Below are 21,208 nucleotides of genomic sequence, written 5' to 3' on the forward strand. Positions count from 1 at the left end.
ACGCGTGAGGGGGGAGGGGGTTTCGGGGCTTAGTACAGCAATCTTCGAGCTCAACGCACCAGCCGTTAGAAACTATCGAACGTGAGGGGATGAGGCGGATTAGATGATATTTATTTGCAAGCGTCGGGCATCTTGTTAGCCTTACTAGTACGCAGAAAAATGGGGGTGGGCGATGGTGCAACGGTCAATTTACGAGATCTGGGCTGAGTATTATCTTGATCCGCTCATCTTGTTTCTTGAGAGAGAAAAGCAGCCGGTAAATTATTTTTCCTATAAAGGATTCAAGGTCTCGAATTTTCGTGGACTTTCGGGCGTCTCACTCGATTTCACAAAGAATGATTTGGTCCTTTTGCTTGGATTAAACGAGTCTGGAAAGACAAGTATTTTGAAAGCAATTGAGGCATTTGACTTCAATAACGACCCACCCCCGGAGAAACTTAAACCGTTCTTCACATCTATGCGAAATAAGCAAGAAGTTAGCTCAAGCGCCCCGTGCCAAATTTCTGCGGAGATCGAGTTTGCTGAACCGCTAAATTATCAGGCATTTAAGCAAGCGCTGAAAGCCGCAGGCTTCGACGCTACCGTAAAGTCAGAGGTCGACGAGTTTCTTCGAGATTTGAGTCTGCGAAAGAAAGTTAGAATTAGTCGCGTCATTCCGTTCAGCGGTGGCAATCCCGGAAAAAGTTTCTACCAATTTGAGGATGAAAACCTTTCTCCGATCCAAAGATTGAGCGCATTATTGCACAAAGTATCGTGTCTCAATGCCCATTCATACTGTACTTTGAAGATTTTCAAGATGCAATACCGAGTAGAATATACACAAAAAAGCAAAATTCCGCTTACAATTATTCATGGTATGAGATTGTAGATGGGCTATTTTATAATACTGACGCAACATTATCGATAAAAGCTTACGAAGAGTATTTTAACAAATCAAATCCACGAGAAAACGATGCTAGAACGGTACTGAAGCGAGTAAACAAGACCCTTCAAAAGACATTCACTGAGAAATGGGAAGATCTTTCAGGTGTGAAGGACATCGATGATGCTGAGATAGCCTATGATCCTGTTAAGAAATATTTTGAGATCAAGATATCCGACAATGATGGCACAACCTTCTCTGTACATGAAAGAAGTAAAGGAGCGGTTTGGTATTTAGCTTTTTTGATGAAGACCGAATTTAGGCGCAAGAAACTTAGAGAAGGGTCTGGAAAGCCGGTGTACCTCATCGATGAACCAGCATCAAATCTTCATTCCACGGCTCAGCAAAAAATGGTGCAGGACTTCTTCGCGCTGGTAGAAGATACAACGCTCGTTTACACCACACACAGTAGATACCTCGTTTCGCCTGCTAACGTCAAAAATACATATGTTGTGTCTCGTGATAAAGGAACTGTCACATGCACTAGGTGGGGTGACTATATCAAGGGTAAAAGTGCTAAGGCTTCTTACTACCAGCCATTACTAGATTGTCTTGATATAGTACCGAATAATCTCGATATTCCGTGGGAACGAGCGGTCATAACCGAGGGTCCGTCAGATGCTATCACGCTGGAAGTCATGATCCAAGTTCTTGAGCTCAAAAGATCACACGCAATATACCCGGGCACGTCTGCTTCTGCTTTGTCAGGTTTAATTTCGTTGAACATAGGTTGGCGCGCAGTTTTTTGTGTCTTGCTTGACTCTGACGAGGAGGGATTGAAGAACGGGAAGAAATACGTGAAGGACTTTGGTCTGTCTGCCCAAGAGATTGCATATATTCCACTTGAGGGGGGCGAGATGGAAGATTTGTTCTCTAAGGAGGAAAAATCTGCCATCGCGAAGATTGCACTTGATATTGACAGTGCAGACATTTCGAAGAAGGAGTATCTTGCCATGATGCGTAGCCTCGACAATGTCGGAGAGGATAAGCTTAGAAGGGTAAGGGACTCTCTTAGTGAGCAGACGAAGGAACGATTTAGAGAGCTTCTTTCACTGGTAATGCGTTGACGGGAAATTTGCCGAAAATGACCTCAGACCGGCTTCATCTGGCGTTGCCCCCACCCGAACTCCCCGTTATAACACCCGTATGAACAAGCTGCTCAAGATCACCCGCATCGGTAATTCCGCCGGGATCATCCTGCCCAAGGAGGTGCTGGCGCATCTCGATGTCGAGGTTGGCGGGACGTTGTCGGTCGTCACCACGCCGCGCGGGATCGAGCTTTCGGCGGCGGAGCCGGATTTCGAAGCGCAGATGGCTGCCGCGCGCGAGGTTATGGCGCGGCGCAAGCGGGCGCTTAGCGAACTCGCGAAGTGACTCCCCTCCCGCTGGCGGGGACTCGCAGAGGGGGCGAAGCCCCAGCGGCTGTGGGTGCGCCTGAAAGCGGGTGGTGGTCGTTCCCACCCCTAACCCCTCCCGCAAGCGGGAGGGGGATTTGAAGCACTTCTGGATCGCCACCGAAGTGGTGCTGGCCGCCCATGCCGAGCAGCTTACCGAGCACGGCGGCGCAGCCAAATGGGAAAACAAGGGCGTGCGCGATGCCGGCGCGCTCGAAAGCGCGATGATGCACCCGCGCAATCTGGCGGAATGCGGCGAGCCGGAAATTGCCGCGCTCGCCGCGTCTTACGCCTACGGCATTGCCCGCAACCATCCCTTCACCGATGGCAACAAGCGCACCGCAGCGGTGGTGGCGGAAACCTTCCTCTCGCTGAACGGCTACGGCATCAATGCCAGCGATGCCGAACTGGTGGTGGCGATCCTCGCCCTCGAGGCAGGCGAACTGGCGGAGGATGAACTCGCGGACTGGTTCCGCACCCGCCTCACAACGCCGGAGTAAAACTCCGCTGCCGGTAGCGCCCAACAGGGCAAAAACACTTTCCTACATACCCCCATCCGTGCCTCATCCTGCCGGATGACCAAGCCCGCCCCCCAGCGCCTGCCCGCGCCCGCCGCGTCCTCCGCCGCTCCCGCTCCCGCAACCGCCCCCGAGACCGAAGCCGACTTCGCCCTCACCGCCCCCGGCTACGATCCCGCCGAATACCGCTGGGTGCCGGTCCGCCGTCGCCCGCGGTATGACGGGTGGACCGAGGAGAAGCAGCGGCGGTTTATCGAGGTGCTGGCCGATACCGGGCTGGTCGGCCTCGCGGCGAAGGAAGTCGGGATGACGCGGCAAAGCGCCTATGCGTTGCGGCGCGCGGCCCATGCCGGGGCTTTCGCCCGCGCGTGGGACCGGGCGCGCGAGCTGGCCGGGGCGCTGATCGAGGACATTGCCTTCGAGCGCGCGATCGAGGGGGCCGAGGTCGAGAGCTATGACGGGCAGGGCCAACTGGCGGGCACGCGCACCGTCTACAACGACCGGCTGCTGACTTTTCTGCTGCGCCACCTGCGGCCCGAGATCTACTCGGCCGCCGCACGCGAACGGCGCGGCGGGGCCTGGTCTGGTTTGGGGTCTGGTTCGGTGTCCGGGGAGCGGGCGGGGAAGGGGGCCGAAAGCCGGAACCCGGACCATGCCTCGCTCGACGCCGCGCTGCGGGCGATGGAGCCAAGGCTGCCCGCGCCGGTGGAGGAACTGGTCGATCCCGAACAGCTCGCCAGCGATCTGCTCACCGCCGATGTGGCCGACGGGGCGCTGCCGCGCTTCCTCTCCGAACAGCGCGAGGCGAGATCGCCCGAAGCCTTGCGCGCTGCGGAACTTTCCGCGCAGGCCGAACGCGGGCGGCTCGCCGACAAGAAGGTCGGCCGCCGCGAGGGGCTGAGCGATGCCGAATTCGCCGACTGGTGCGCCTGGCTGGACCCCGTGGAAGCCGCAAAGGCGCGAAAGACCCGGCCTGCCCGCTCGCGCGACGCTGGGTAGTTTTGGTGTAAACTTCGTGTCAACTTTTGCGGTTGCGGGATGACTGCGCGGTCTATGCCGCGCCCCAGCCCCGCGTCAGCCGCGCCCCAGACGCGCATGCGCGGAGATCACCCCCGGCAAGCGGTTCCCGAACGGTGATTTCCGGAAGGAAAATGGAGCGGGCGAAGGGATTCGAACCCTCGACCCCAACCTTGGCAAGGTTGTGCTCTACCCCTGAGCTACGCCCGCTCACTGGCGCTTATCCGCACATGGTGCCGGATAGGGAGCGGGGCGGTTAGCACCGGGCTTGCGGGCCTGCAAGGGGGAATCTCGCCGATTTCGGTGCCGGGGCGGCTCCTCGCGGGAATTCCGCATTTGCCCTTCACAAATGGCTCCCAGATGCCACATTGGCCGCTAACGCCAGTGGGCGAAATACAGGAGCATTACCTTGGCAAGCATGGGCCTCTCACTCGACGAACAGAAGGCGGTGGACCGGTTCCGCAAGGCGGTGGTCGATCCCAGCCAGACCAAGCTGGTGATCGTCGATTTCTGGGCCGAATGGTGCGGGCCGTGCAAGGCGCTGACCCCGGTGCTGGAGAAAGTTGCCGCCGAGTATGCCGACAAGGGCGTGGTGCTGGCCAAGATCGATGTCGATGCCGAACGCTTCATCGCCGGGCAGTTCCAGGTCCAGTCGATCCCCACCGTCTATGCGATGTTCCAGGGCCAGCCGGTGGCCGACCTGACCCCGGCGCGCAGCGAATCGCAGCTGAAGGCCGCGCTCGACGAGATCCTCAAGCAACTGCCGGTGCAGCCGGGCGCCTACGATCCCGCCGCGAACGACGAGCAGGCGCAGATGGAAGCGCAACTGGCGCAGATGCTGGCCATGGGCGAGGAACTGCTGGCAGCGGGCGAGAGCGACAAGGCGGTGGAGCTGTACAGCCAGATTGCAGACAATGCGCCGCCGCCGATTTCCCAGCGACCCGATGTGCAGGCAGGCCTGCTGCGCGCGCTGACTGCTGCGGGGCGGGTGGAGGACGCGCAGGCAGCCTATGCTGCCCTGCCGCCCGAGGTGCAGGGCGATCCGCTGGTCGCTCAGGCGCAGGTGGCGATCGAACTGGCCGGGACCAAGGTCGATCCGGGCGAATTGCAGTCGCTGCGGGCGGCAGCTGCCGAGCGCCCCGCCGACGCCGAGGCGCAGATCGCCTTTGCCGAAGCTGCTTTCGCCGCAGGTGAAAGGGACGAGGCCGCCGAAGTGCTGCTCGGCGCGATCCAGCGCCACTCCAGCGAGGAAAGCGGTGAGGAGGAAAGCCCCGCCAAGGCCAAGCTGCTGCAGCTGTTCGAAGCAGTGGGCATGGCGGACCCGTGGGTTTCCGCCCAGCGCCGCAAGCTCAGCCTGATCCTGTTCGGATGACGATCAAGCGCCTCTCGATCTTTCCGCTCACGGGCGCGATCCTGTTTCCGGGGCTGCACCTGCCGCTGCACATCTTCGAGCCGCGCTATCGGGCGATGGTGGGCGATGCCTTGGCACGGGACCGGCGGATCGGGATGATCCAGCCGACCGAGCCGGGCAAGGGCGCGCCGCTGTTCAGTGTCGGCTGCGTGGGCAAGATCGAAGATGTCGAGACCAGCGAGGACGGGCGCTACAATATCGTGCTGCTGGGCGAATCGCGCTTCCGCGTGACACGCGAACTCGATGTCGCCACCCCGTTCCGGCAGGTCGAGGCCGAGCTGATCGAGGAGCCGAAGGAGGAATTCCTCTCGCTCGGCGAACGCGCCAGCTTCGAGCACGAAGCGCGCAAGTTCGCCGATGCGCAGGGCTATGCGATCGACTGGGATTCGGTGGCGCAGCTGGACGATGTGACGCTGATCAACGGCGTCTCGCAGATCGCGCCGTTCGATTCTGCGGCGAAGCAGGGCTTGCTGGAAGCGCGGAACCTTAGGGAAAGGTGCGACCTGCTGGTTTCGTTATTGGAGTTCTTCGCCAAGGGCGACCCGGACGAGGGGCATGTAACTCTTCAATAGTTTCAGAGCCCGAAGCTCCCCCGTAGTCCGTCAATCACATATTGCGCTGCCAGCGCTGCCAGCAGCACGCCGAGCAGTCGGGTGATTACCGCTTCCACCCGGTCGCCCAGCAGTCGGATCAGCGGACCGGCGGCGATCAGGGCGATCATGGTGAGCACCATCACCAGCGCCAGCGCGCCGAGCACCACCAGCGATTCTTCCGGTCCATCGGCCTCATTCTGCAACAGCATCACCGCCGCAATCGCCCCCGGCCCGGCGAGCATCGGCATCGCCATCGGGAACACCGAAACGTCCTCCACTTCGGGCCCCCCTGTACTTTGGGCGGCAACCTTGACCGCGCGTTCCTCGCGCCGCTGGGTGCGCTTTTCGAACACCATGTCGATGGCGATCATGAACAGCATGATGCCGCCTGCGATGCGAAAGCTGTCGAGTTCGATGTGCAGGGCGCCGAGCAATTGCTGCCCGAACAGCGCAAACACCAGCAGGATCACGCTTGCGATCACGCAGGCACGGATCGCCATGTTGCGCGCCTGCGCCGCGCTCGCGCCCTTGGTCAGGCCGGCATAGATCGGCGCGCAGCCGGGTGGATCGATCACCACGAACAGGGTGATGAAGGCGGAGAGGAACAGTTCGAGCATCGGCTATTGGGCCAGGGGTAGCGGCGCTGTGAAGGCGAGCGCTTCCTGCACCATGCCATCGCGCACCCAGTTCACGCGAACGGACCGATTGCCCGAAGCGCTGTGTGTCCATGTCCAGCGCAGGGTTCCGTCCGCCGAGACAGTGCCGCCGCTCTGTCCGTCAGCAAGCGGGGCCACGGAGATTTCCGGCAGCACTTCACCGGGCACCGCGCAATCGGCGATCCGCCCTTCGATGGACGTCAGCCCCGGCACGATGATCGCTTCCTCGCCTTCGGGAATCACCGGGCCGGTACGCGGCGGGGGCTGCGGATTGTCCGGCCCGCCCATGTCGTAGATCCACTTGTAGCTGCGGTCGGGCTGCAATTCCCACACGGTGACATAGTTGCCGACCAGCCCATCGGGCTGCTCGAAGCGCCCGAAGCTCACCGCCAGCGTCCCGTCACAACTCGACCACACGGTGTTCGGCCCCCAGACTACCGCTTGCGCCGGATTGCTCTGCTGCGCCAGCCACGGCGCAGCGGGAAAGGTGCCGCCGGAGCCATGTATCAGCGCGCCGTCGGCAGCAGTCGCGGCAAAGGCGGTCCACTGGCCCTCGTCGCGCGCCATCCGCGCGAAGGCGAAATCGGCAGCGGCGACGCGCCCCGGATCGCCGATGGAGCCTGCCCGCTCCAGCACCCGTTCCGCCATATTGGCCATCGCTGCGCGCTGCTGCGCCTGCGGGGAAGCGCAGGCGGCGAGCGCCACGCACAGCACTCCGCTTGCGAGAACCTTCGCGTGCCCAGCCCGCCTAGAGCAAGACATCGGCAAGCACGATGGTCAGGATGTTCAGCCCGAGGATCAGCACCAGCGGGGAAAAGTCGATTGCCCCGGTATCGGGCAAGAGCTTGCGGATCGGCCGAAGCAGCGGATCGAGCAGGGCGTTGATCGAACGATAGATCTGGGTCAGGAATTCGTTGCTGGGGCTGACCACGTTGAACGCGAACAGCAGGCCGATCACGAACTGGATGATGACCAGGAAAATGATCGCACTGGCAATCATTTCGATAATCTGGATGATGGCGAGCACGCCTGACTCCCGTTTCTCTGTCTATACCGGGGCAACGCCTGCGCGCGCCCCTTGCTACGTCCCGATGCCTATCTAGGCGCGGCGGGGTACAGTCTCAACCCGCACCGGATGAAGCACTCACCAGCGTACCCGCCCCGCGACTGGTAAAGAATTCCAGCAGCATTGCGTGTGGCACCCGTCCGTCGAGCACCACCGCCGCTTCGCAGCCCGATTCTACCGCCTGCACGCAGGTTTCCAGCTTGGGGATCATTCCGCCGCTGATCGTCCCGTCCTCGCGCAGCGCGGCGATGTCCGCCGGGGTGAGATCGGTGAGCAATTTGCCCGCCTTGTCCAGCACGCCCGTCACATCGGTCAGCAGGAACAGCCGCGCCGCGCCCAGTGCCGCCGCCAGCGCACCGGCCATCGTATCGGCGTTGATATTGTAGGTGTGGCCCGCCCCGTCACTGGCTATGGGGGCGACGATGGGGATCATCCCCGCATCGCTCACTGTCTTGAGCACGGCGATATCGACGTCCACCGGCTCACCCACGAAGCCCAGATCCACCGCCTGCTCGATCTGGCTGTCGGGGTCTTTCACCGTACGGCTGACCTTCTCGGCGCGGACCATCTTGCCGTCCTTGCCCGACAGGCCGATGGCCTTGCCGCCCGCCTGGTTGACCCAGCCGACCAGTTCCTTGTTGATCGCACCCGAGAGGACCATTTCGGCGATCTCGGCGGTCGCCTTGTCGGTCACCCGCAGGCCATCGACGAAGGTGCTTTCGACGCCGAGTTTCTTGAGCATCGCGCCGATCTGCGGCCCGCCGCCGTGGACCACCACCGGATTGATGCCGACTGCTTTGAGCAGCACCACGTCCTGCGCGAAATCCTCCGCCGCTGCCGGATCGCCCATCGCATGGCCGCCGTATTTCACCACGAAGCTGCGCCCCGCATAGCGCTGGAAATAGGGCAGCGCCTCGATCAGGGTCTCGGCCTTGGCCAGCATTTTATCGTCATTGGGCAATGGCAGAGCATCCTTCAGCATGGCCGCGCGCATTAAAGCGCAATCGGGGGAAGAGCCAGCATTTCCGCCCGCCAACTTTCCCGCAAGCGCGTTAACCCGAAAGTAACCCCGCTGCGGCAGGATAGGGTGAATGGGCGTTTACCACGCGCCTTCGCTGTCGCCCGGGGCGACAGGCCATAGGGGGGTTAGTGATGCAGGCAACCACCGGACCGAACGCGAGTGAAGAGAGCGGCCGCCGCAGCGTGGACCGGCGCGTGGCGCAAGTGCCCTTCGATGGCGTAGACAAGCGCAAACGTGAACGTCGCAGCGGCAACGATCGCCGCGCAAGCCCGCGCATTTCCGCCGAGTAACGATCCGCCATCTGGTCAAGCCCGCACGCTTGCGCCATGATCGCGGGCGATGAAAACCAAACATTACGAAGAGCTGCTCGAGCCGATGGAGCTCGAGCTGGTCGCCATGGCACGCTGGGCGCGCGCGACGGGTGCGCGCATCTGCGTGCTGTTCGAAGGGCGCGATACGGCGGGCAAGGGCGGGTCGATCAAGGCGATCAGCGAGCGGCTGAACCCGCGCCAGTGCCGCATCGTAGCGCTCGCCAAGCCAAGCGATGTCGAGCGGACGCAGTGGTATTTCCAACGCTATGTCCCGCACCTGCCCGCAGCGGGCGAAATCGTGCTGTTCGATCGCAGCTGGTATAACCGCGCAGGCGTGGAAAAGGTGATGGGATTCACCAGCACCGAACAGGTGGACAAGTTCCTCCACGAAGCGCCGATTTTCGAAAAACTGCTGGTGGACGATGGCGTGCGGCTGTTCAAGTACTGGCTGTCTGCCGATCAGGCGCATCAGGAAGAGCGCTTTGCCGAGCGGCTGGAAGATCCGCTCAAGCGCTGGAAGCTCTCGCCGATCGATGTCGAGGCGCGTAGCCGCTATGCCGATTACACCGCCGCGCGCGAGGCGATGTTTGCCGCTACCCATACCGAACACGCGCCGTGGACGGTGGTCGATTTCAACGACCAGAAGCACGGGCGGCTGACGCTGATCCGCGACCTGCTAGATCGCCTACCCGAAACCCACGTGCCGGAGGAACTGCTGACCTGGCCCGCGCTCGCCCATCCGCCGCTGGGCGAGGAGTTCGGCATGCTCCAGCCGCTGCCGCCGTTCCCGGTCAAGGACTGAGCGCTGGTCAAGGCTCCGCGTTTCGATGCCGCATGGCAGCGGCGGCGGCGGCTTGCCCGCTGGTGGAGCGGCGCGCGCTGGTGGCTGGGCGCGGCGGTGATCGTGCTGACGGTTGTCCTCTTCCGCCTTCCAGACCGGAGCGAGTGGTCTCCGGTCGAGCGCCAGTTCGCCTTGTGCGGCAGCGGGTCTGGCGGGACGGCCTGCGTGATCGACGGCGATACCCTTGCCATCGGCTCGCGCCGCATCCGCCTGACCGGCTACGACGCGCCCGAGATCGAGGGGGCTTGCGACGCCGAGCGGCGGCTCGCGCAGGTGGCGCGCGAGGAACTGGCCGCCTGGCTCAACCTCGGTACATTCGAGCTGTACGGCGGGGCCGAACCGCCGCGCGACGATTACGGCCGCGAGTTGCGCGCAGCCCGGCGCGGGGGCGAGGAACTGGCCGATACCATGGTCGAGCGCGAACTCGCCCGGCGCAGTCGGCTTGATCGCGGGTGGTGCGGAGCAGATTAGCCACGCCGTCCACTCAGGACGGTCGCTCTCCGGTCAGGAATCTTCCCGATGCAGCGGGGACTTCTGCCAGGCTCCGTCCCTCATGCCCTGCTGGAAGTGGTGCCAAGCTACCAATCGGACGGCCGACAGAAGTGCCAACCGTATCGCACCAAGCTGGCATCCGCGCAGTCACCCCACCCCCGCCAGCTTCTTGGCCCGTCGCCGCTGCACGCTCGACCCGATCCCGATCGCCTCGCGGTATTTCGCCACGGTGCGCCGTGCCAGGTCGAAGCCCTCGGCTTTCAGCAGGTCCACCAGCGCGTCGTCGGAGAGGATATTGCCCGCTTCCTCGGCGTCGCACAAAGCCTTGATGCGCGCCTTCACCGTCTCCGCACTCGCGCCTTCGCCATCCTCGCCGCCGCCGACGCCGCTGGTGAAGAAGTACTTCAGTTCGAAGGTGCCGCGCGCGCAGTGGAGGAACTTGTTGCTGGTGACGCGGCTGACGGTGCTTTCGTGCATTTCGATGGCTTCGGCCACGGTCTTCAAGGTCAGCGGGCGCAGGTGGGCGACGCCCTTGCGGAAGAAGCCTTCCTGCTGCTTGACGATCTCGGCAGCGGTCTTGAGGATCGTCTTCTGCCGCTGGTCGAGCGCCTTGATCAGCCAGTTGGCATCGGCCAGCCGTTCGGACAGCCAGGCCTTGGCGTCCTTCCCGGTGCAGCCGTTGCGCAGTTCCACATAGTAGCCGCGATTGACCACCAGCCGGGGCAGGCTCGCTTCGTTGAGCTGGATATCCCAGCCGCCCGATTTGCCTTCGCTGAGCAGGATATCGGGCACCACCGCCGCGCTGGCGCTGCCGCCAAACATGAGGCCGGGCTTGGGATTGTAGCTGCGCAGTTCGGCGAGCATGTCGGCGAAATCCTCGTCATCCACCCCGCAGATGCGCTTGATCTGCGCGACCGCGCCCTTGGCGACGAGATCGAGATTGTCGATCATCACCTTCATGCACGGATCGTAGCGGTCCGCTTCCTTGGCTTGAAGCGCGAGGCATTCGGAAAGGCTGCGCGCGCCGACCCCGGTGGGATCGAGCGACTGCACCAGCGCGAGCGCGCGCTCGACTGCGGACAGCGGCACGCCGAGCTGTAGCGCCACTTCGGGCAGCGGGGTGGCGAGATAGCCCGCTTCGTCGAGCAGGCCGACAAGGTGGCGGGCGATGAAGGCGGTCTGGGGATCAGGGGCAGCAGGGCCGATTTGCGCATCGAGATGATCGGCAAGGCTGAGGTCCTCACCGGCGCGGTTTTCGAGGTCCGGCCCTTCTTCGCCCATGCCGCCCGATGCCGGGGCGGACCAGTCGCCCGTATCGCGATCCCGGTCCAATGCGGTGACATCGATATCGAGCGCGCCGTCGCCGTCGCCGGAGGTGGAGTCGGCGATGACGGGTTCGGCGCTGTCGGGCGGGGCATCGTCGGCGCTCAGTTCGCCCGCTTCGAGCAGCGGGTTGCTTTCCAGCGCCTCGCCGATGAAGGTCTCGATTTCGAGGTTCGACAGCGCCAGCAGCTTGATCGCCTGCTGCAACTGCGGCGTCATCACCAGCGATTGCGATTGGCGGAGATCGAGGCGCGGACCGAGCGCCATGTCCTATTTCCCCCGTTTGCGCATCACAGCGTGAAGCTCTCGCCCAGGTACAGCCGGCGCACGTTCTCGTCCGCCACCAGTTCCTGCGGGCTGCCGGCGAACAGCACCTGCCCGCCGTAAATGATGCAGGCGCGGTCGACGATGTCGAGCGTTTCGCGGACGTTGTGATCGGTGATCAGCACCCCGATGCCGCGCGCCTTCAGGTCCTTCACCAGATCGCGGATATCGCTGATCGACAGCGGATCGATTCCCGCGAAGGGTTCGTCTAGCAGCATGATCGAAGGATTGGCCGCCAACGCCCGGGCGATTTCGCACCGCCGCCGCTCACCGCCCGAAAGCGCCATCGCCGGGCTGGCGCGCAGCCGGGCGAGGCCGAATTCATCGAGCAGCCGTTCGAGTTCGGCGGCGCGCACTGCCTTGTCCGGCTCGACCATTTCGAGCACGCAAGCGATGTTCTGTTCCACCGTCATCCCGCGGAAGATGCTGGTTTCCTGCGGCAGGTAGCCGAGGCCGAGGATCGCGCGGCGGTACATCGGCAGCTTGGTGACATCGACGCCGTCCATCAGGATGCGCCCGCTGTCTGGCTTCACCAGCCCCATTATCGAGTAAAAACAGGTGGTTTTGCCCGCGCCGTTGGGGCCGAGCAGGCCCAGCACCTCGCCTTTGGCGACGGTGAGCGAGATGTCTGACAGCACCGAGCGCTTGTCGTAGCTCTTGGCGATGGAAATCACTTCCAGCCCGCCCTGCGGCGGCAGGTCGGGCGCGGCCTTCACCGGCGCCTTCGCCGTTGCTTCGGCCAGGGCCGCTTCGTCCAGGAAATCGTCGTCAAACGCGCTCATCCGCCGTCCTCTAGCATGTGCGGCGCGGCTTTGAAGGGTGTTTGGCAAGATTCGTGCATGACCTGTCCCGAATTCACCCATTCATTGCCCACTCGCCTGAACATATGGTTGACGCGCTTGAAAACCATGCCACCATTTGAAATAAGCCCGGAGCAGGGATTGGAGAGAGAACGCTGATGGATAAGGCGATCACGCGGAAACCGGATGTGCAACAGCACACAGGCCAGCATACAGGCCAGCACGCGAACAAGGCAATCGACTGGCGCAAAAGCGCGAGCGATCATGTCGCTTTCGGGCTGCTGGTCTATACCGGCCTGCACATTTTCGTGACGATGACGCAGCTGAAATCGGGCGGCGGCTCGTTGCTCCCCTATTTCGCGCTGGTCGTGCTTGTCGCGGCGATCATCCCGGCCTGCCGGTGGATGGAGAAGCGCTGGGAAGGCCTATCGGACGAACAAGCGGCTGATCCCGCGCTCGCCCCCGCGTTCAAGCGCGAAATGGCGCTGCTGTGGCTCGCCGCAATCGGCCTGCCGCTGGCACTGACTTTCGCCTTCAAGGCGATTGCCGCAGCGTTCTGACGGGGCTTTTCGCCCGCATTGCCCTTCCCCTGCTACTGGTTCTGGCGGGGCAGCCTGCGCAGGCGCAGGTTCCGGAGGCTCCCGCGGCCGATGCCTCCCCGCCATCTCCCGAAGCCGGGTCTATCGAGGTTGAACAGACGGCAGGCGCCGATGAGCGGATCGCGGCGCGGCTCGCCGATATCTTCGCCAACGTTCCCAGCCTGAACGCCGTCAGTGCAAGCGTTTCCGAAGGCGTCGTGACGCTGGAAGGCACCGCGCCCGATGCCGCCGCAGTCGCCCGGGCGGAAGCCATCGCCGCGGGGGTGGCGGGCGTGGTGACGGTGGAAAACGCCATCACCCGCGACGTTTCGGTCGATCTTGAAAGCAATATCGGCAGCCTCGGCGAACGGCTCCAGTCGCTGTGGCGCGCGGTGCCGCTGGTGGGGCTGGCCTTGCTGGTGGGGCTGCTGATCGCAGGGTTCGGCTACCTGCTTTCGTCGCTGACGCGCGTCTGGCGGCGGCTGGCGCCCAATTCATTCCTCGCCGAACTGATCCAGAGCGTGATCCGTTTTGCTTTCGTCGTCATCGGTCTTGTCGTGGCGCTCGACATGATCGGGGCGGGGACGCTGATGGGCGCGGTGCTCGGCGGGGCGGGGGTGATCGGCATCGCGTTGGGCTTTGCCATGCGCGATACGGTGGAAAATTACGTGGCGAGCCTGATGCTCAGCCTGCGCCAGCCGTTCCGCGCGAACGATCACGTGGTGATCGACGCCCACGAAGGCCGCGTGATCCGCCTGACCAGCCGCGCGACCGTGCTGATGACGCTGGATGGCAACCAGTTGCGGATTCCCAATTCCACCGTCTTCAAGGCGATCATTCTCAATTACACGCGCAATCCGCAGCGACGGTTCGAATTCAAGCTGGGCGTCGATGCCGATGACGATGTGCAGGCAGCGCGGGTGCTGGGGCGGGAGACCCTGGCCGCGCTGGACTTCGTGCTTGCCGACCCGGCACCCGAAGTGCTGATCGACGATGTCGGGGATTCGAGCGTGGTGCTGCGCTTCCTCGGCTGGATAGACCAGCGCGAAGCCGACTGGGCCAAGGCGCGCAGCCGCGCGATAGTTGCTGCAAAGGCCGCGCTGGAACATGGCGGCTTCGCTCTACCCGAACCGATCTACCGGCTGCGCTTCGATTCGCGCACCGTGCCCTTGCCGCTGGAGAACATTGCCGACCGGGAGCGCCGCGATGAGACTCCCGCCACTGCCGCGCCCCCTTCAGCCCAACCTCTTGCAACTGAAGCGAACGATGTCGCTCCCGAAGACGAGATCGCGCGGATGGTGGAGGAGGAGCGCAAGGGCGCACCGGGTCAGGAAAAGGACCTGCTCGACCAGGCCCGCCCGGTGGAATGATCAGGCGTTCTTGTACCGCTCTATCGCTTCCACCACGATCTGCTTGGCTTCAGCTGCGTCGCCCCATTTGCCGATGCGCACCCACTTTTCGGCTTCGAGATCCTTGTAGTGGGTGAAAAAGTGCTCGATCTGCTGGAAGATGATGCTCGGCAGGTCCTTGGTTTCGGCGACGTCCGAATAATAGGGGAACGTCGTGTCTACCGGCACGCAGATCAGCTTTTCATCGCCGCCGTGCTCGTCTTCCAGGTTGAGCACGCCGATGGGACGCGCGCGCACCACGCAGCCAGGGATGAAGGGCGAGCGGGAAATGACCAGCGCATCGAGCGGATCGCCATCGGGGCTGAGCGTGTGCGGGACGAAGCCGTAATTGGCCGGATAGCGCATCGGCGTGTGCAGGATGCGATCGACAAACAGCGCGCCCGACAATTTGTCGAACTCATACTTCACCGGCTCGCCGCCCGTGGGGACTTCGATGATGACGTTCAGGCTTTCCGGCGGGTTGTCACCCGTCGGGATGTGTTCGATACGCATGGATGCTTTATCCTCTTGCGGGTTTAAGCGGCATCCCCTCCCAAAACTGAGCGCGCGCCTAGCGGATAGCTTCGGCGATGGCGAGAGGGGATTTGCGATTGCAGTGAAGGTGGGTAAGGGCAGCCACCATGAGCAAGACCCAGACACCGCAGGCCATCAGGGGCACGCAGGACATTTTCGGTGCCGACGCGGAAGCCTTTGCTTTCGTGGTCGAGACCTTCGAGCGGGTGCGCAAGCTCTACCGGTTCCGCCGGGTGGAAATGCCGGTGTTCGAAAAGACCGAGGTGTTCGCTCGTTCGATCGGCGAGACCACGGATATCGTCTCCAAGGAAATGTATTCGTTCCGCGATCGCGGCGACGAAAGCCTGACCCTGCGCCCCGAATTCACCGCCGGGATCGCGCGGGCCTATATCACCAACGGCTGGCAGCAGCACGCGCCGCTCAAGGTGGCGACCCACGGGCCGCTGTTCCGCTACGAACGCCCGCAGAAGGGCCGCTACCGCCAGTTCCACCAGATCGACGCCGAGATCATCGGCGCGGGCGAGCCGCAGGCCGATGTCGAACTGCTGGCGATGGCCGACCAGCTATTGCGCGAGCTGGGGATCGAGGGCGTGACGCTGCACCTCAACACGCTGGGCGACGGCGACAGCCGCGAAGCCTGGCGCGCGGCCTTGGTGGAATACTTTATGGGGCATGTCCTCAGTCTGTCTGAAGAGTCTGCGCTTCGCCTCAAGACGAACCCGCTCCGCATTCTCGACTCTAAAGACCCCACAGACCGCTTGCTTGCCGCTGAGGCCCCGAAAATCGATCAGTTCCTTTCCGATGATGCGCGCGCATTTTTTGACGCGGTGACAAGAGGGCTGGACTCTGCGGGCGTGAAATGGACGCGCGCAGAGAGCCTTGTTCGAGGACTTGACTATTATCGGCACACCGCGTTCGAGTTCGTGCCCGATGAGGGCTCGGCAGCGGCGGCGGCTTTGGGTTCGCAGAGCACCATTCTGGGCGGCGGTCGCTACGACGGGCTGATGGAATCGCTCGGCGGTCCTGCCACACCTGCGGTGGGGTGGGCTGCGGGGATCGAGCGACTGGCGATGTTGGTGGGGGAGAAGGGGCAAGAGCGTCTCGAGATCGCCGTTGTAGCGGAGAACCGCGAGCGCGAGGCTGATGCGGTGGCAGCGGTTTCGATGTTCCGGCAGATGGGCATTCGGGCGGAGCTATTCGCGCATGGAAGTCCGAGGAAGCGCTACGACAAGGCCCGCAAGGCAGCTCCCGGAGTGCTTGTCTCTATGGACATTCGGGATGAGAATGCCGTTCAAAACTGGCTGGTGACATTCCCAGAAATCGATCGCCAGGAGGAAGCATTTCAGGCGTTTATCCGACGCTGGGATATTCCTGATCACGAAAACAATTCATGACCATCCCCGCAGAACGTCTCCGCCAGATCGGCAACCGGTTCGCCGAGCTCGAAGCGCGCATGGCCAGCGGGCAGCTGGAAGGCGAGGCCTTTGTCCAGGCCAGCCGCGACTATGCCGAGCTGGAGCCGGTCGCCAAGGCTGCCGCCGAAGTCGCGGCCATGCGCGAGGAGATCGGAGGGCTCACCGAAATGCTCGCCGATCCCGAAATGCGCGGCATGGCGGAAGAGGAGCTGGGCCAGCTCAAGAAGGCGCTGCCGCTTGCCGAGCGTGCGCTCGCCATCGCGATGCTGCCGCGTGACAGCGCCGACCAGCGCCCCGCCATGCTCGAAATCCGCGCCGGCACCGGCGGCGACGAGGCGGCGCTGTTCGCGGGCGATCTCTACCGCATGTACGAACGCTTCGCCGCCGATCAGGGCTGGAAGGTCGAGCCGGTCAGCATGAACGCGGCCGAAGTGGGCGGCTTCAAGGAAATCGTCGCCAACGTCACCGGCACCGGGGTGTTCGCCAAGCTGAAGTTCGAGAGCGGCGTCCACCGCGTGCAGCGCGTGCCGGTCACCGAAAGCGGCGGGCGCATCCACACCAGCGCGGCGACCGTGGCGGTGCTGCCCGAACCCACCGAAGTCGATGTGAGCGTGGACGAGAACGACCTGCGGATCGACATCTACCGGAGCAGCGGCGCGGGCGGGCAGCACGTCAACACCACCGATAGTGCCGTGCGCATCACCCACATTCCCACCGGAATCGTAGTCGCGATGCAGGACGAGCGCAGCCAGCACAAGAACCGCGACAAGGCGATGAAGGTGCTCCGCGCACGCCTCTACGAACGCCGCCGCGAGGAAGCGCACGGCGCCGAGGCCGACCTGCGCAAGGCGATGGTGGGCAGCGGCGACCGCTCCGAACGCATCCGCACCTACAATTTCCCGCAAGGCCGCGTGACCGATCACCGCATCGGCCTGACGCTGCACAAGCTGGACGAAGTGCTCGCCGGGCCGGGGCTGGCCGAAGTCACCGACGCGCTGATCGCCGAGGACGAGGCGAAGCGGCTGGCGGCGATGAGCGAGTGACGGTTGCAGAGGCGATCCGCGAGGCGGCTGCGCGGCTTGCCGAAACTTCCGATACGGCAAGGCTCGATGCCGAACTGCTGATGGCCAACGCCCTCGGCGCTTCCCGCTCAGAAATGCTGCTGCGCCACATGACCAGACCCAGTCCGCCCCATTTCGAAGCGCTTGTCGAACGCCGCGCCGCGCACGAACCCGTGGCGCATATCATCGGCCAGCAGGAATTCTACGGGCGACCTTTCCGCGTCTCCCCCGCCGTCCTGATCCCGCGCGCCGACAGCGAGAGCGTGGTCGAGGCGGCACTGGCGGGGGCTCCGCAGGCCAGGCGAATTCTCGATTGCGGCACCGGATCGGGCGCGCTGCTGCTGACCTTGCTGGCCGAATTGCCTCTCGCTGAAGGCACCGGCATCGACGCCTCGCCCGATGCGCTGGAAGTCGCCCGCGCCAATGCGGAGGCGCTGGGTCTGGCGGACCGCGCGCAGTTCCGGCCTGCCGACTGGACCAAGACTGGTTGGCACACAGGTCTGGAGCGGTTCGATCTCGTCATCGCCAATCCGCCCTATGTCGAGGAAGCTGCCGACCTCGCCCCCGATGTCCGCCAATATGAACCGGCGCAGGCGTTGTTCGCCGGGCCGGAGGGGCTGGACGACTATCGGGCGCTGATCCCGCAACTGCCGGGGCTGCTCGCGCCCGACGGCGTGGCAGTGCTCGAAATCGGCGCCACGCAGTCCGAAGCTGTCAGCGCTATCGCCAGGGCCAGCGGCTTCGCCAGCACCGTCCGCCCCGATCTCGCAGGGCGTGATCGCGCGCTGGTGCTGCGATTAGCACTTGGCAAAGGCGAATCGAGTAGCTAACTCTAGCCGCAGGCCCCGGTTGCATGGAATGCACAGGGCCGACACTCCACCATTTGCCAGACAGGGGGCGGCTAAGCGCCCTCCTTCGCGCAGATGCTGGACGGACCGCTATCCGGGGGTTGCGGTCGAAGAGGGGTCAGCAAGATCGCCAGCGGCACGGTGCCGCAGATCGAAGCAAGGAAACGAAATTCCTTTGAACAACAATCGAAACAACAACAACAATCGCCGTCGCGGGCGTGGCAACAACCGTGGCGGTGGCAATCCCAACCAGTCCAACCGGATCGACAGCCGGGCGCGCGGCAATGCGCCCCAGATGCTCGACAAGTACAAGAAGCTGGCGCAGGAAGCGCAGCTCAACGACGACCGGGTGCAGACCGAATATTATCTCCAGTTCGCGGACCACTATTTCCGCGTGATGGCGGATATGAAGGCGGTCAAGGACGATCAGCGCCCCCGCCGTGACGGCGAGCGCGATTCCGAGGGTTCGGACGACGATTACGATTCGGACAGCGATGACGGCTACAGCCGCCAGGAAGAGCGCAACCAGGATCGCGACGAATACCGCCGCAATGCGCGCCCCCGCAATGACGAAAAGCGCAATGATGACAAGCGCAATGATGACAAGCGCAATGATGACAAGCGCAATGACGACAACCGGCGCGATGACGGTCGTCGTACGCAAGAACCGCGCCCCGTGCCGGGCAGCGAGGGCGAAAGCGGTGACCAGACCGACGACGACAATCCCTTCACCCGCGATGCACCCAAACCGAGACAGCGCAAGCCTCGGGATGACAAGCCCCGTGATGACAGGCCACGTGAGGACCGGTCCGTTGCGGACAAGCCTGCACGCAGGGCGCGCAAGTCCGCCGAAACCGAGGATATGGTCGAGAATGATGGCGGTCTCGATCCCGACATGCTGCCGCCGTCGATCGCCCGAACCCTTGCGGCGGACGACAGCGACGATGTGGCGGACGAAGCGCCCAAGCCGCGTCGGCGGTTGCCACCTCGGCGCAACCGCGATCAAGGCAACGAGGACGGCAGCGGTGACGGGGCACTCGAAGCGGTCGGTTGATCGTCGGAGTTAGAGAAAGGCACGTCGGCAAGACCATGACGGCGTCCCCGCGCTCGCTGCCGATCCTGCACCATGCGCCTGCCAAGGCGTGGCTCTGGTCGCTTGGCCTCGGCTTCGTTTCGGTGCTGGGATTCCAGCCGTACGGCCTGTGGCCACTGGCGCTGATCGCGGTGGGACTGTTCGCACTGCTGCTTGCCCGGTCCGAGACCGTCAAGCAGGCCGCGTGGCGCGGCTGGCTGTTCGGCTGGGCGCATTTCACCTTCGGCAATGTATGGATCGCCGATTCGTTCACCCATCAGGCGCAGATGCCCGCGCTGCTCGGGTGGCTCGCGGTGCCGCTGCTGGCGGTCTATCTCGCGGTCTATCCGGCGCTGGCGGCTTTGGCTGCGCGACTGCTGGTGCGGAGTGGCCCTGGCTGGACTTTCGCGCTGGTATTTGCCGGAGCGTGGATCGTCACCGAATGGCTCCGCGGCTGGGTCTTCACCGGCTATGCGTGGAACCCGTTCGGCATGGTCCTGCTCGGACCGTTCGACCGGACGGGGTTGGCCGCGCTTTCCCCGATCATGGGTACCTATGCGCTGTCCGGGGTGGCCTTGCTGCTCGGTACGGCACTGACCCTGCTGGCAGGCGAGCGGCGTTGGCGGGTGCTGGTGCTGGTTTCGCTGCTCGTGATGGCAGGCATGTATTGGCCCGCCCCGACACCGCGCGAGGGCACCCTCCGGGTCACTATCGCCAAGCCGGTGATCGAACAGGCGGCACTCAACGATCCCCGCCAGTACGAAACGAACTTCCAGCGCCTGGCACAGCTTTCGCGCTCCCTGCCGGATGATCCCGATACGCCGCGCGTGGTCCTCTGGCCCGAAAGCGGCATGGCGGACTACCTGCGCGAAGGCTATCCGCAACGCTATTACGATGCCACCACCGCGCTCGCCAGCCCTGCCTATGCACGCCGCCGCCTCGGCGAGGTGGTGGGCGAAGGCTCGGTGCTGCTGACAGGAGCGGTCGATCTGGAGATTGGTGCGGATGAGACTGGCGCGATCCGGGCCCTCGGCGCGCGCAATGCCGTCACGGTGGTCTCGGCAGAGGGCGAGATCCTCGGTGGCTATGCCAAGGCGCATCTGGTGCCCTATGGCGAATACCTGCCGATGCGCGGCCTGCTCGAACCGCTCGGTCTGTCGCGGCTGGTCGCTGGCAGCATCGACTTCTGGCCAGGCCCCGGCCCCCGGACTGTCGATCTTGGCCTCTATGGCCGGGTCAGTCCGCAGGTCTGCTACGAGATCGTCTTTCCCGGCGAGGTCGTCGACCGCGCCAACCGCCCCGATTACATCTTCAATCCGTCGAGCGAGGGCTGGTTCGGCCCATCCGGCCCGCCGCAATTCATGGCGCAGGCGCGGATGCGCGCCATCGAGGAAGGCTTGCCGGTGCTGCGCGCCACCAACAACGGCATCAGCGCAGTGATCGACCCGCGTGGAGTGGTGCGCCAGCATTTCGCCCGAGCGGAAGAAGGCCGGATTGATGCGCTTGTTCCCCCCTCCGCGCCGCCGACGCCGTTCGCGCGGCTGGGGAATTTGCTCTCGCTGATGTGGGCCGCAGTTTTTCTGCTCTCCGGCATCGTTGCCATGCGCCGTTCCCCTCGCTAGA

Annotated in this window: 24 protein-coding genes and 1 tRNA gene; 17 read left to right on the forward strand and 8 right to left on the reverse strand. The window is 63.7% G+C overall.

What is annotated here, in order from left to right; translation table 11 throughout:
- Nucleotides 1-172 precede the first annotated feature (172 nt).
- The 5 genes from JY451_09490 (at nt 173) to JY451_09510 (ending at nt 3,833) form a co-directional block, all read left to right on the forward strand.
- Nucleotides 173-868, forward strand: coding sequence for an AAA family ATPase (locus JY451_09490; GenBank protein ID QZH73995.1), 696 nt, complete (start codon nt 173-175; stop codon nt 866-868).
- Nucleotides 754-1,989, forward strand: a complete 1,236-nt coding sequence (locus JY451_09495) for an AAA family ATPase (GenBank protein ID QZH73996.1) — start codon at nt 754-756, stop codon at nt 1,987-1,989. The genes JY451_09490 and JY451_09495 overlap by 115 nt, the downstream gene beginning before the upstream one ends.
- Nucleotides 1,990-2,068: 79 nt before the next feature.
- Complete coding sequence (locus tag JY451_09500; GenBank protein ID QZH73997.1) at nt 2,069-2,296, forward strand: AbrB/MazE/SpoVT family DNA-binding domain-containing protein; 228 nt, start codon at nt 2,069-2,071, stop codon at nt 2,294-2,296.
- A gap of 133 nt (nt 2,297-2,429) precedes the next feature.
- Complete coding sequence (locus tag JY451_09505) at nt 2,430-2,816, forward strand: type II toxin-antitoxin system death-on-curing family toxin (protein ID QZH76666.1); 387 nt, start codon at nt 2,430-2,432, stop codon at nt 2,814-2,816.
- Between the two features lie 75 nt (nt 2,817-2,891).
- Nucleotides 2,892-3,833, forward strand: coding sequence for a hypothetical protein (locus JY451_09510; protein ID QZH73998.1), 942 nt, complete (start codon nt 2,892-2,894; stop codon nt 3,831-3,833).
- Nucleotides 3,834-3,986: 153 nt separating this feature from the next.
- On the opposite strand, the gene JY451_09515 is transcribed toward JY451_09510, so the two are convergent.
- Nucleotides 3,987-4,061, reverse strand: a tRNA-Gly gene (locus tag JY451_09515).
- A 208-nt stretch (nt 4,062-4,269) separates the two neighbouring features.
- On the opposite strand from JY451_09515, the gene JY451_09520 reads away from it, so the two are divergent.
- Both JY451_09520 and JY451_09525 read left to right on the forward strand, forming a co-directional pair.
- Nucleotides 4,270-5,223: a tetratricopeptide repeat protein gene (locus JY451_09520; GenBank protein QZH76667.1), complete on the forward strand. Its 954-nt coding sequence runs from the start codon at nt 4,270-4,272 to the stop codon at nt 5,221-5,223.
- Nucleotides 5,220-5,834 (forward strand): LON peptidase substrate-binding domain-containing protein, encoded by a 615-nt coding sequence (locus JY451_09525; protein QZH73999.1) that lies wholly within the window; start codon nt 5,220-5,222, stop codon nt 5,832-5,834. Before JY451_09520 ends, JY451_09525 begins: the two co-directional genes overlap by 4 nt.
- A 2-nt stretch (nt 5,835-5,836) precedes the next feature.
- Here the strand turns inward: JY451_09525 and JY451_09530 are convergent, their stop codons facing one another.
- The 4 genes from JY451_09530 to argB all read right to left on the reverse strand — a co-directional run bounded on the left by JY451_09530 (nt 5,837) and on the right by argB (nt 8,520).
- Nucleotides 5,837-6,472 carry a MarC family protein gene (locus JY451_09530; protein QZH74000.1) on the reverse strand — a complete coding sequence of 212 codons (636 nt, stop codon included), beginning with the start codon at nt 6,470-6,472 and terminating at the stop codon, nt 5,837-5,839.
- A gap of 3 nt (nt 6,473-6,475) precedes the next feature.
- Nucleotides 6,476-7,216 (reverse strand): hypothetical protein, encoded by a 741-nt coding sequence (locus JY451_09535; protein ID QZH74001.1) that lies wholly within the window; start codon nt 7,214-7,216, stop codon nt 6,476-6,478.
- 43 nt (nt 7,217-7,259) lie between these two features.
- Nucleotides 7,260-7,511 carry a YggT family protein gene (locus JY451_09540; GenBank protein QZH76668.1) on the reverse strand — a complete coding sequence of 84 codons (252 nt, stop codon included), beginning with the start codon at nt 7,509-7,511 and terminating at the stop codon, nt 7,260-7,262.
- A gap of 121 nt (nt 7,512-7,632) precedes the next feature.
- Nucleotides 7,633-8,520: an acetylglutamate kinase gene (argB, locus tag JY451_09545; GenBank protein ID QZH76669.1), complete on the reverse strand. Its 888-nt coding sequence runs from the start codon at nt 8,518-8,520 to the stop codon at nt 7,633-7,635.
- Nucleotides 8,521-8,729: 209 nt separating this feature from the next.
- On the opposite strand from argB, the gene JY451_09550 reads away from it, so the two are divergent.
- From JY451_09550 to JY451_09560, 3 genes are all read left to right on the forward strand, one after another.
- A complete protein-coding gene (locus tag JY451_09550) occupies nt 8,730-8,888 on the forward strand; it encodes a hypothetical protein (protein QZH74002.1) in 159 nt (52 codons plus the stop codon).
- Between the two features lie 49 nt (nt 8,889-8,937).
- Complete coding sequence (ppk2, locus tag JY451_09555) at nt 8,938-9,711, forward strand: polyphosphate kinase 2 (GenBank protein QZH74003.1); 774 nt, start codon at nt 8,938-8,940, stop codon at nt 9,709-9,711.
- Nucleotides 9,712-9,813: 102 nt separating this feature from the next.
- Entirely contained in the window at nt 9,814-10,221 is a 408-nt protein-coding gene (locus JY451_09560) for a thermonuclease family protein (GenBank protein QZH74004.1), read from the forward strand.
- Between the two features lie 168 nt (nt 10,222-10,389).
- Here JY451_09560 and rpoN read toward each other — a convergent pair whose 3' ends face one another.
- Nucleotides 10,390-11,832, reverse strand: coding sequence for an RNA polymerase factor sigma-54 (gene rpoN / locus JY451_09565; GenBank protein QZH74005.1), 1,443 nt, complete (start codon nt 11,830-11,832; stop codon nt 10,390-10,392).
- 23 nt (nt 11,833-11,855) lie between these two features.
- On the reverse strand, nt 11,856-12,671 hold the full coding sequence (gene lptB / locus JY451_09570) for an LPS export ABC transporter ATP-binding protein (protein QZH74006.1): 816 nt from the start codon (nt 12,669-12,671) through the stop codon (nt 11,856-11,858).
- A 254-nt stretch (nt 12,672-12,925) separates the two neighbouring features.
- On the opposite strand from lptB, the gene JY451_09575 reads away from it, so the two are divergent.
- Both JY451_09575 and JY451_09580 read left to right on the forward strand, forming a co-directional pair.
- Entirely contained in the window at nt 12,926-13,249 is a 324-nt protein-coding gene (locus JY451_09575; GenBank protein ID QZH76670.1) for a hypothetical protein, read from the forward strand.
- A gap of 17 nt (nt 13,250-13,266) precedes the next feature.
- Nucleotides 13,267-14,637: a mechanosensitive ion channel gene (locus JY451_09580; protein ID QZH76671.1), complete on the forward strand. Its 1,371-nt coding sequence runs from the start codon at nt 13,267-13,269 to the stop codon at nt 14,635-14,637.
- Here the strand turns inward: JY451_09580 and ppa are convergent, their stop codons facing one another.
- Entirely contained in the window at nt 14,638-15,168 is a 531-nt protein-coding gene (gene ppa / locus JY451_09585) for an inorganic diphosphatase (GenBank protein ID QZH74007.1), read from the reverse strand. It abuts the gene before it with no gap.
- Nucleotides 15,169-15,296: 128 nt separating this feature from the next.
- Between ppa and JY451_09590 the strand changes: the two genes are divergently transcribed.
- The 5 genes from JY451_09590 to lnt are packed head-to-tail and all read left to right on the forward strand — an operon-like array spanning nt 15,297 to nt 21,207.
- Complete coding sequence (locus JY451_09590; protein QZH74008.1) at nt 15,297-16,583, forward strand: histidine--tRNA ligase; 1,287 nt, start codon at nt 15,297-15,299, stop codon at nt 16,581-16,583.
- Nucleotides 16,580-17,647 (forward strand): peptide chain release factor 1, encoded by a 1,068-nt coding sequence (gene prfA, locus JY451_09595; GenBank protein QZH74009.1) that lies wholly within the window; start codon nt 16,580-16,582, stop codon nt 17,645-17,647. The genes JY451_09590 and prfA overlap by 4 nt, the downstream gene beginning before the upstream one ends.
- Nucleotides 17,644-18,495 carry a peptide chain release factor N(5)-glutamine methyltransferase gene (gene prmC, locus JY451_09600; GenBank protein QZH74010.1) on the forward strand — a complete coding sequence of 284 codons (852 nt, stop codon included), beginning with the start codon at nt 17,644-17,646 and terminating at the stop codon, nt 18,493-18,495. The genes prfA and prmC overlap by 4 nt, the downstream gene beginning before the upstream one ends.
- Before the next feature lie 28 nt (nt 18,496-18,523).
- Nucleotides 18,524-19,567, forward strand: coding sequence for a DUF4167 domain-containing protein (locus tag JY451_09605; GenBank protein QZH74011.1), 1,044 nt, complete (start codon nt 18,524-18,526; stop codon nt 19,565-19,567).
- 35 nt (nt 19,568-19,602) lie between these two features.
- Complete coding sequence (gene lnt / locus JY451_09610) at nt 19,603-21,207, forward strand: apolipoprotein N-acyltransferase (protein ID QZH74012.1); 1,605 nt, start codon at nt 19,603-19,605, stop codon at nt 21,205-21,207.
- The last annotated feature ends 1 nt before the right edge of the window (nt 21,208 follow it).

The sequence above is a fragment of the Erythrobacter sp. genome (genome assembly GCA_019739335.1).
GTDB lineage: Bacteria > Pseudomonadota > Alphaproteobacteria > Sphingomonadales > Sphingomonadaceae > Alteraurantiacibacter.

Coding starts and splice junctions, on each gene's coding strand:
- JY451_09520 (QZH76667.1), top strand. CDS start 4,270: ATGGGCCTCTCACTCGACGAACAGAAGGCGGTGGACCGGTTCCGCAAG.
- JY451_09530 (QZH74000.1), bottom strand. CDS start 6,472: ATGCTCGAACTGTTCCTCTCCGCCTTCATCACCCTGTTCGTGGTGATC.
- lnt (QZH74012.1), top strand. CDS start 19,603: ATGACGGCGTCCCCGCGCTCGCTGCCGATCCTGCACCATGCGCCTGCC.
- JY451_09540 (QZH76668.1), bottom strand. CDS start 7,511: ATGATTGCCAGTGCGATCATTTTCCTGGTCATCATCCAGTTCGTGATC.
- JY451_09510 (QZH73998.1), top strand. CDS start 2,892: ATGACCAAGCCCGCCCCCCAGCGCCTGCCCGCGCCCGCCGCGTCCTCC.
- prfA (QZH74009.1), top strand. CDS start 16,580: ATGACCATCCCCGCAGAACGTCTCCGCCAGATCGGCAACCGGTTCGCC.
- JY451_09525 (QZH73999.1), top strand. CDS start 5,220: ATGACGATCAAGCGCCTCTCGATCTTTCCGCTCACGGGCGCGATCCTG.
- JY451_09490 (QZH73995.1), top strand. CDS start 173: ATGGTGCAACGGTCAATTTACGAGATCTGGGCTGAGTATTATCTTGAT.
- argB (QZH76669.1), bottom strand. CDS start 8,520: ATGCTGGCCAAGGCCGAGACCCTGATCGAGGCGCTGCCCTATTTCCAG.
- lptB (QZH74006.1), bottom strand. CDS start 12,671: ATGAGCGCGTTTGACGACGATTTCCTGGACGAAGCGGCCCTGGCCGAA.
- rpoN (QZH74005.1), bottom strand. CDS start 11,832: ATGGCGCTCGGTCCGCGCCTCGATCTCCGCCAATCGCAATCGCTGGTG.
- JY451_09500 (QZH73997.1), top strand. CDS start 2,069: ATGAACAAGCTGCTCAAGATCACCCGCATCGGTAATTCCGCCGGGATC.
- JY451_09605 (QZH74011.1), top strand. CDS start 18,524: ATGCACAGGGCCGACACTCCACCATTTGCCAGACAGGGGGCGGCTAAG.
- ppk2 (QZH74003.1), top strand. CDS start 8,938: ATGAAAACCAAACATTACGAAGAGCTGCTCGAGCCGATGGAGCTCGAG.
- JY451_09590 (QZH74008.1), top strand. CDS start 15,297: ATGAGCAAGACCCAGACACCGCAGGCCATCAGGGGCACGCAGGACATT.
- JY451_09550 (QZH74002.1), top strand. CDS start 8,730: ATGCAGGCAACCACCGGACCGAACGCGAGTGAAGAGAGCGGCCGCCGC.
- ppa (QZH74007.1), bottom strand. CDS start 15,168: ATGCGTATCGAACACATCCCGACGGGTGACAACCCGCCGGAAAGCCTG.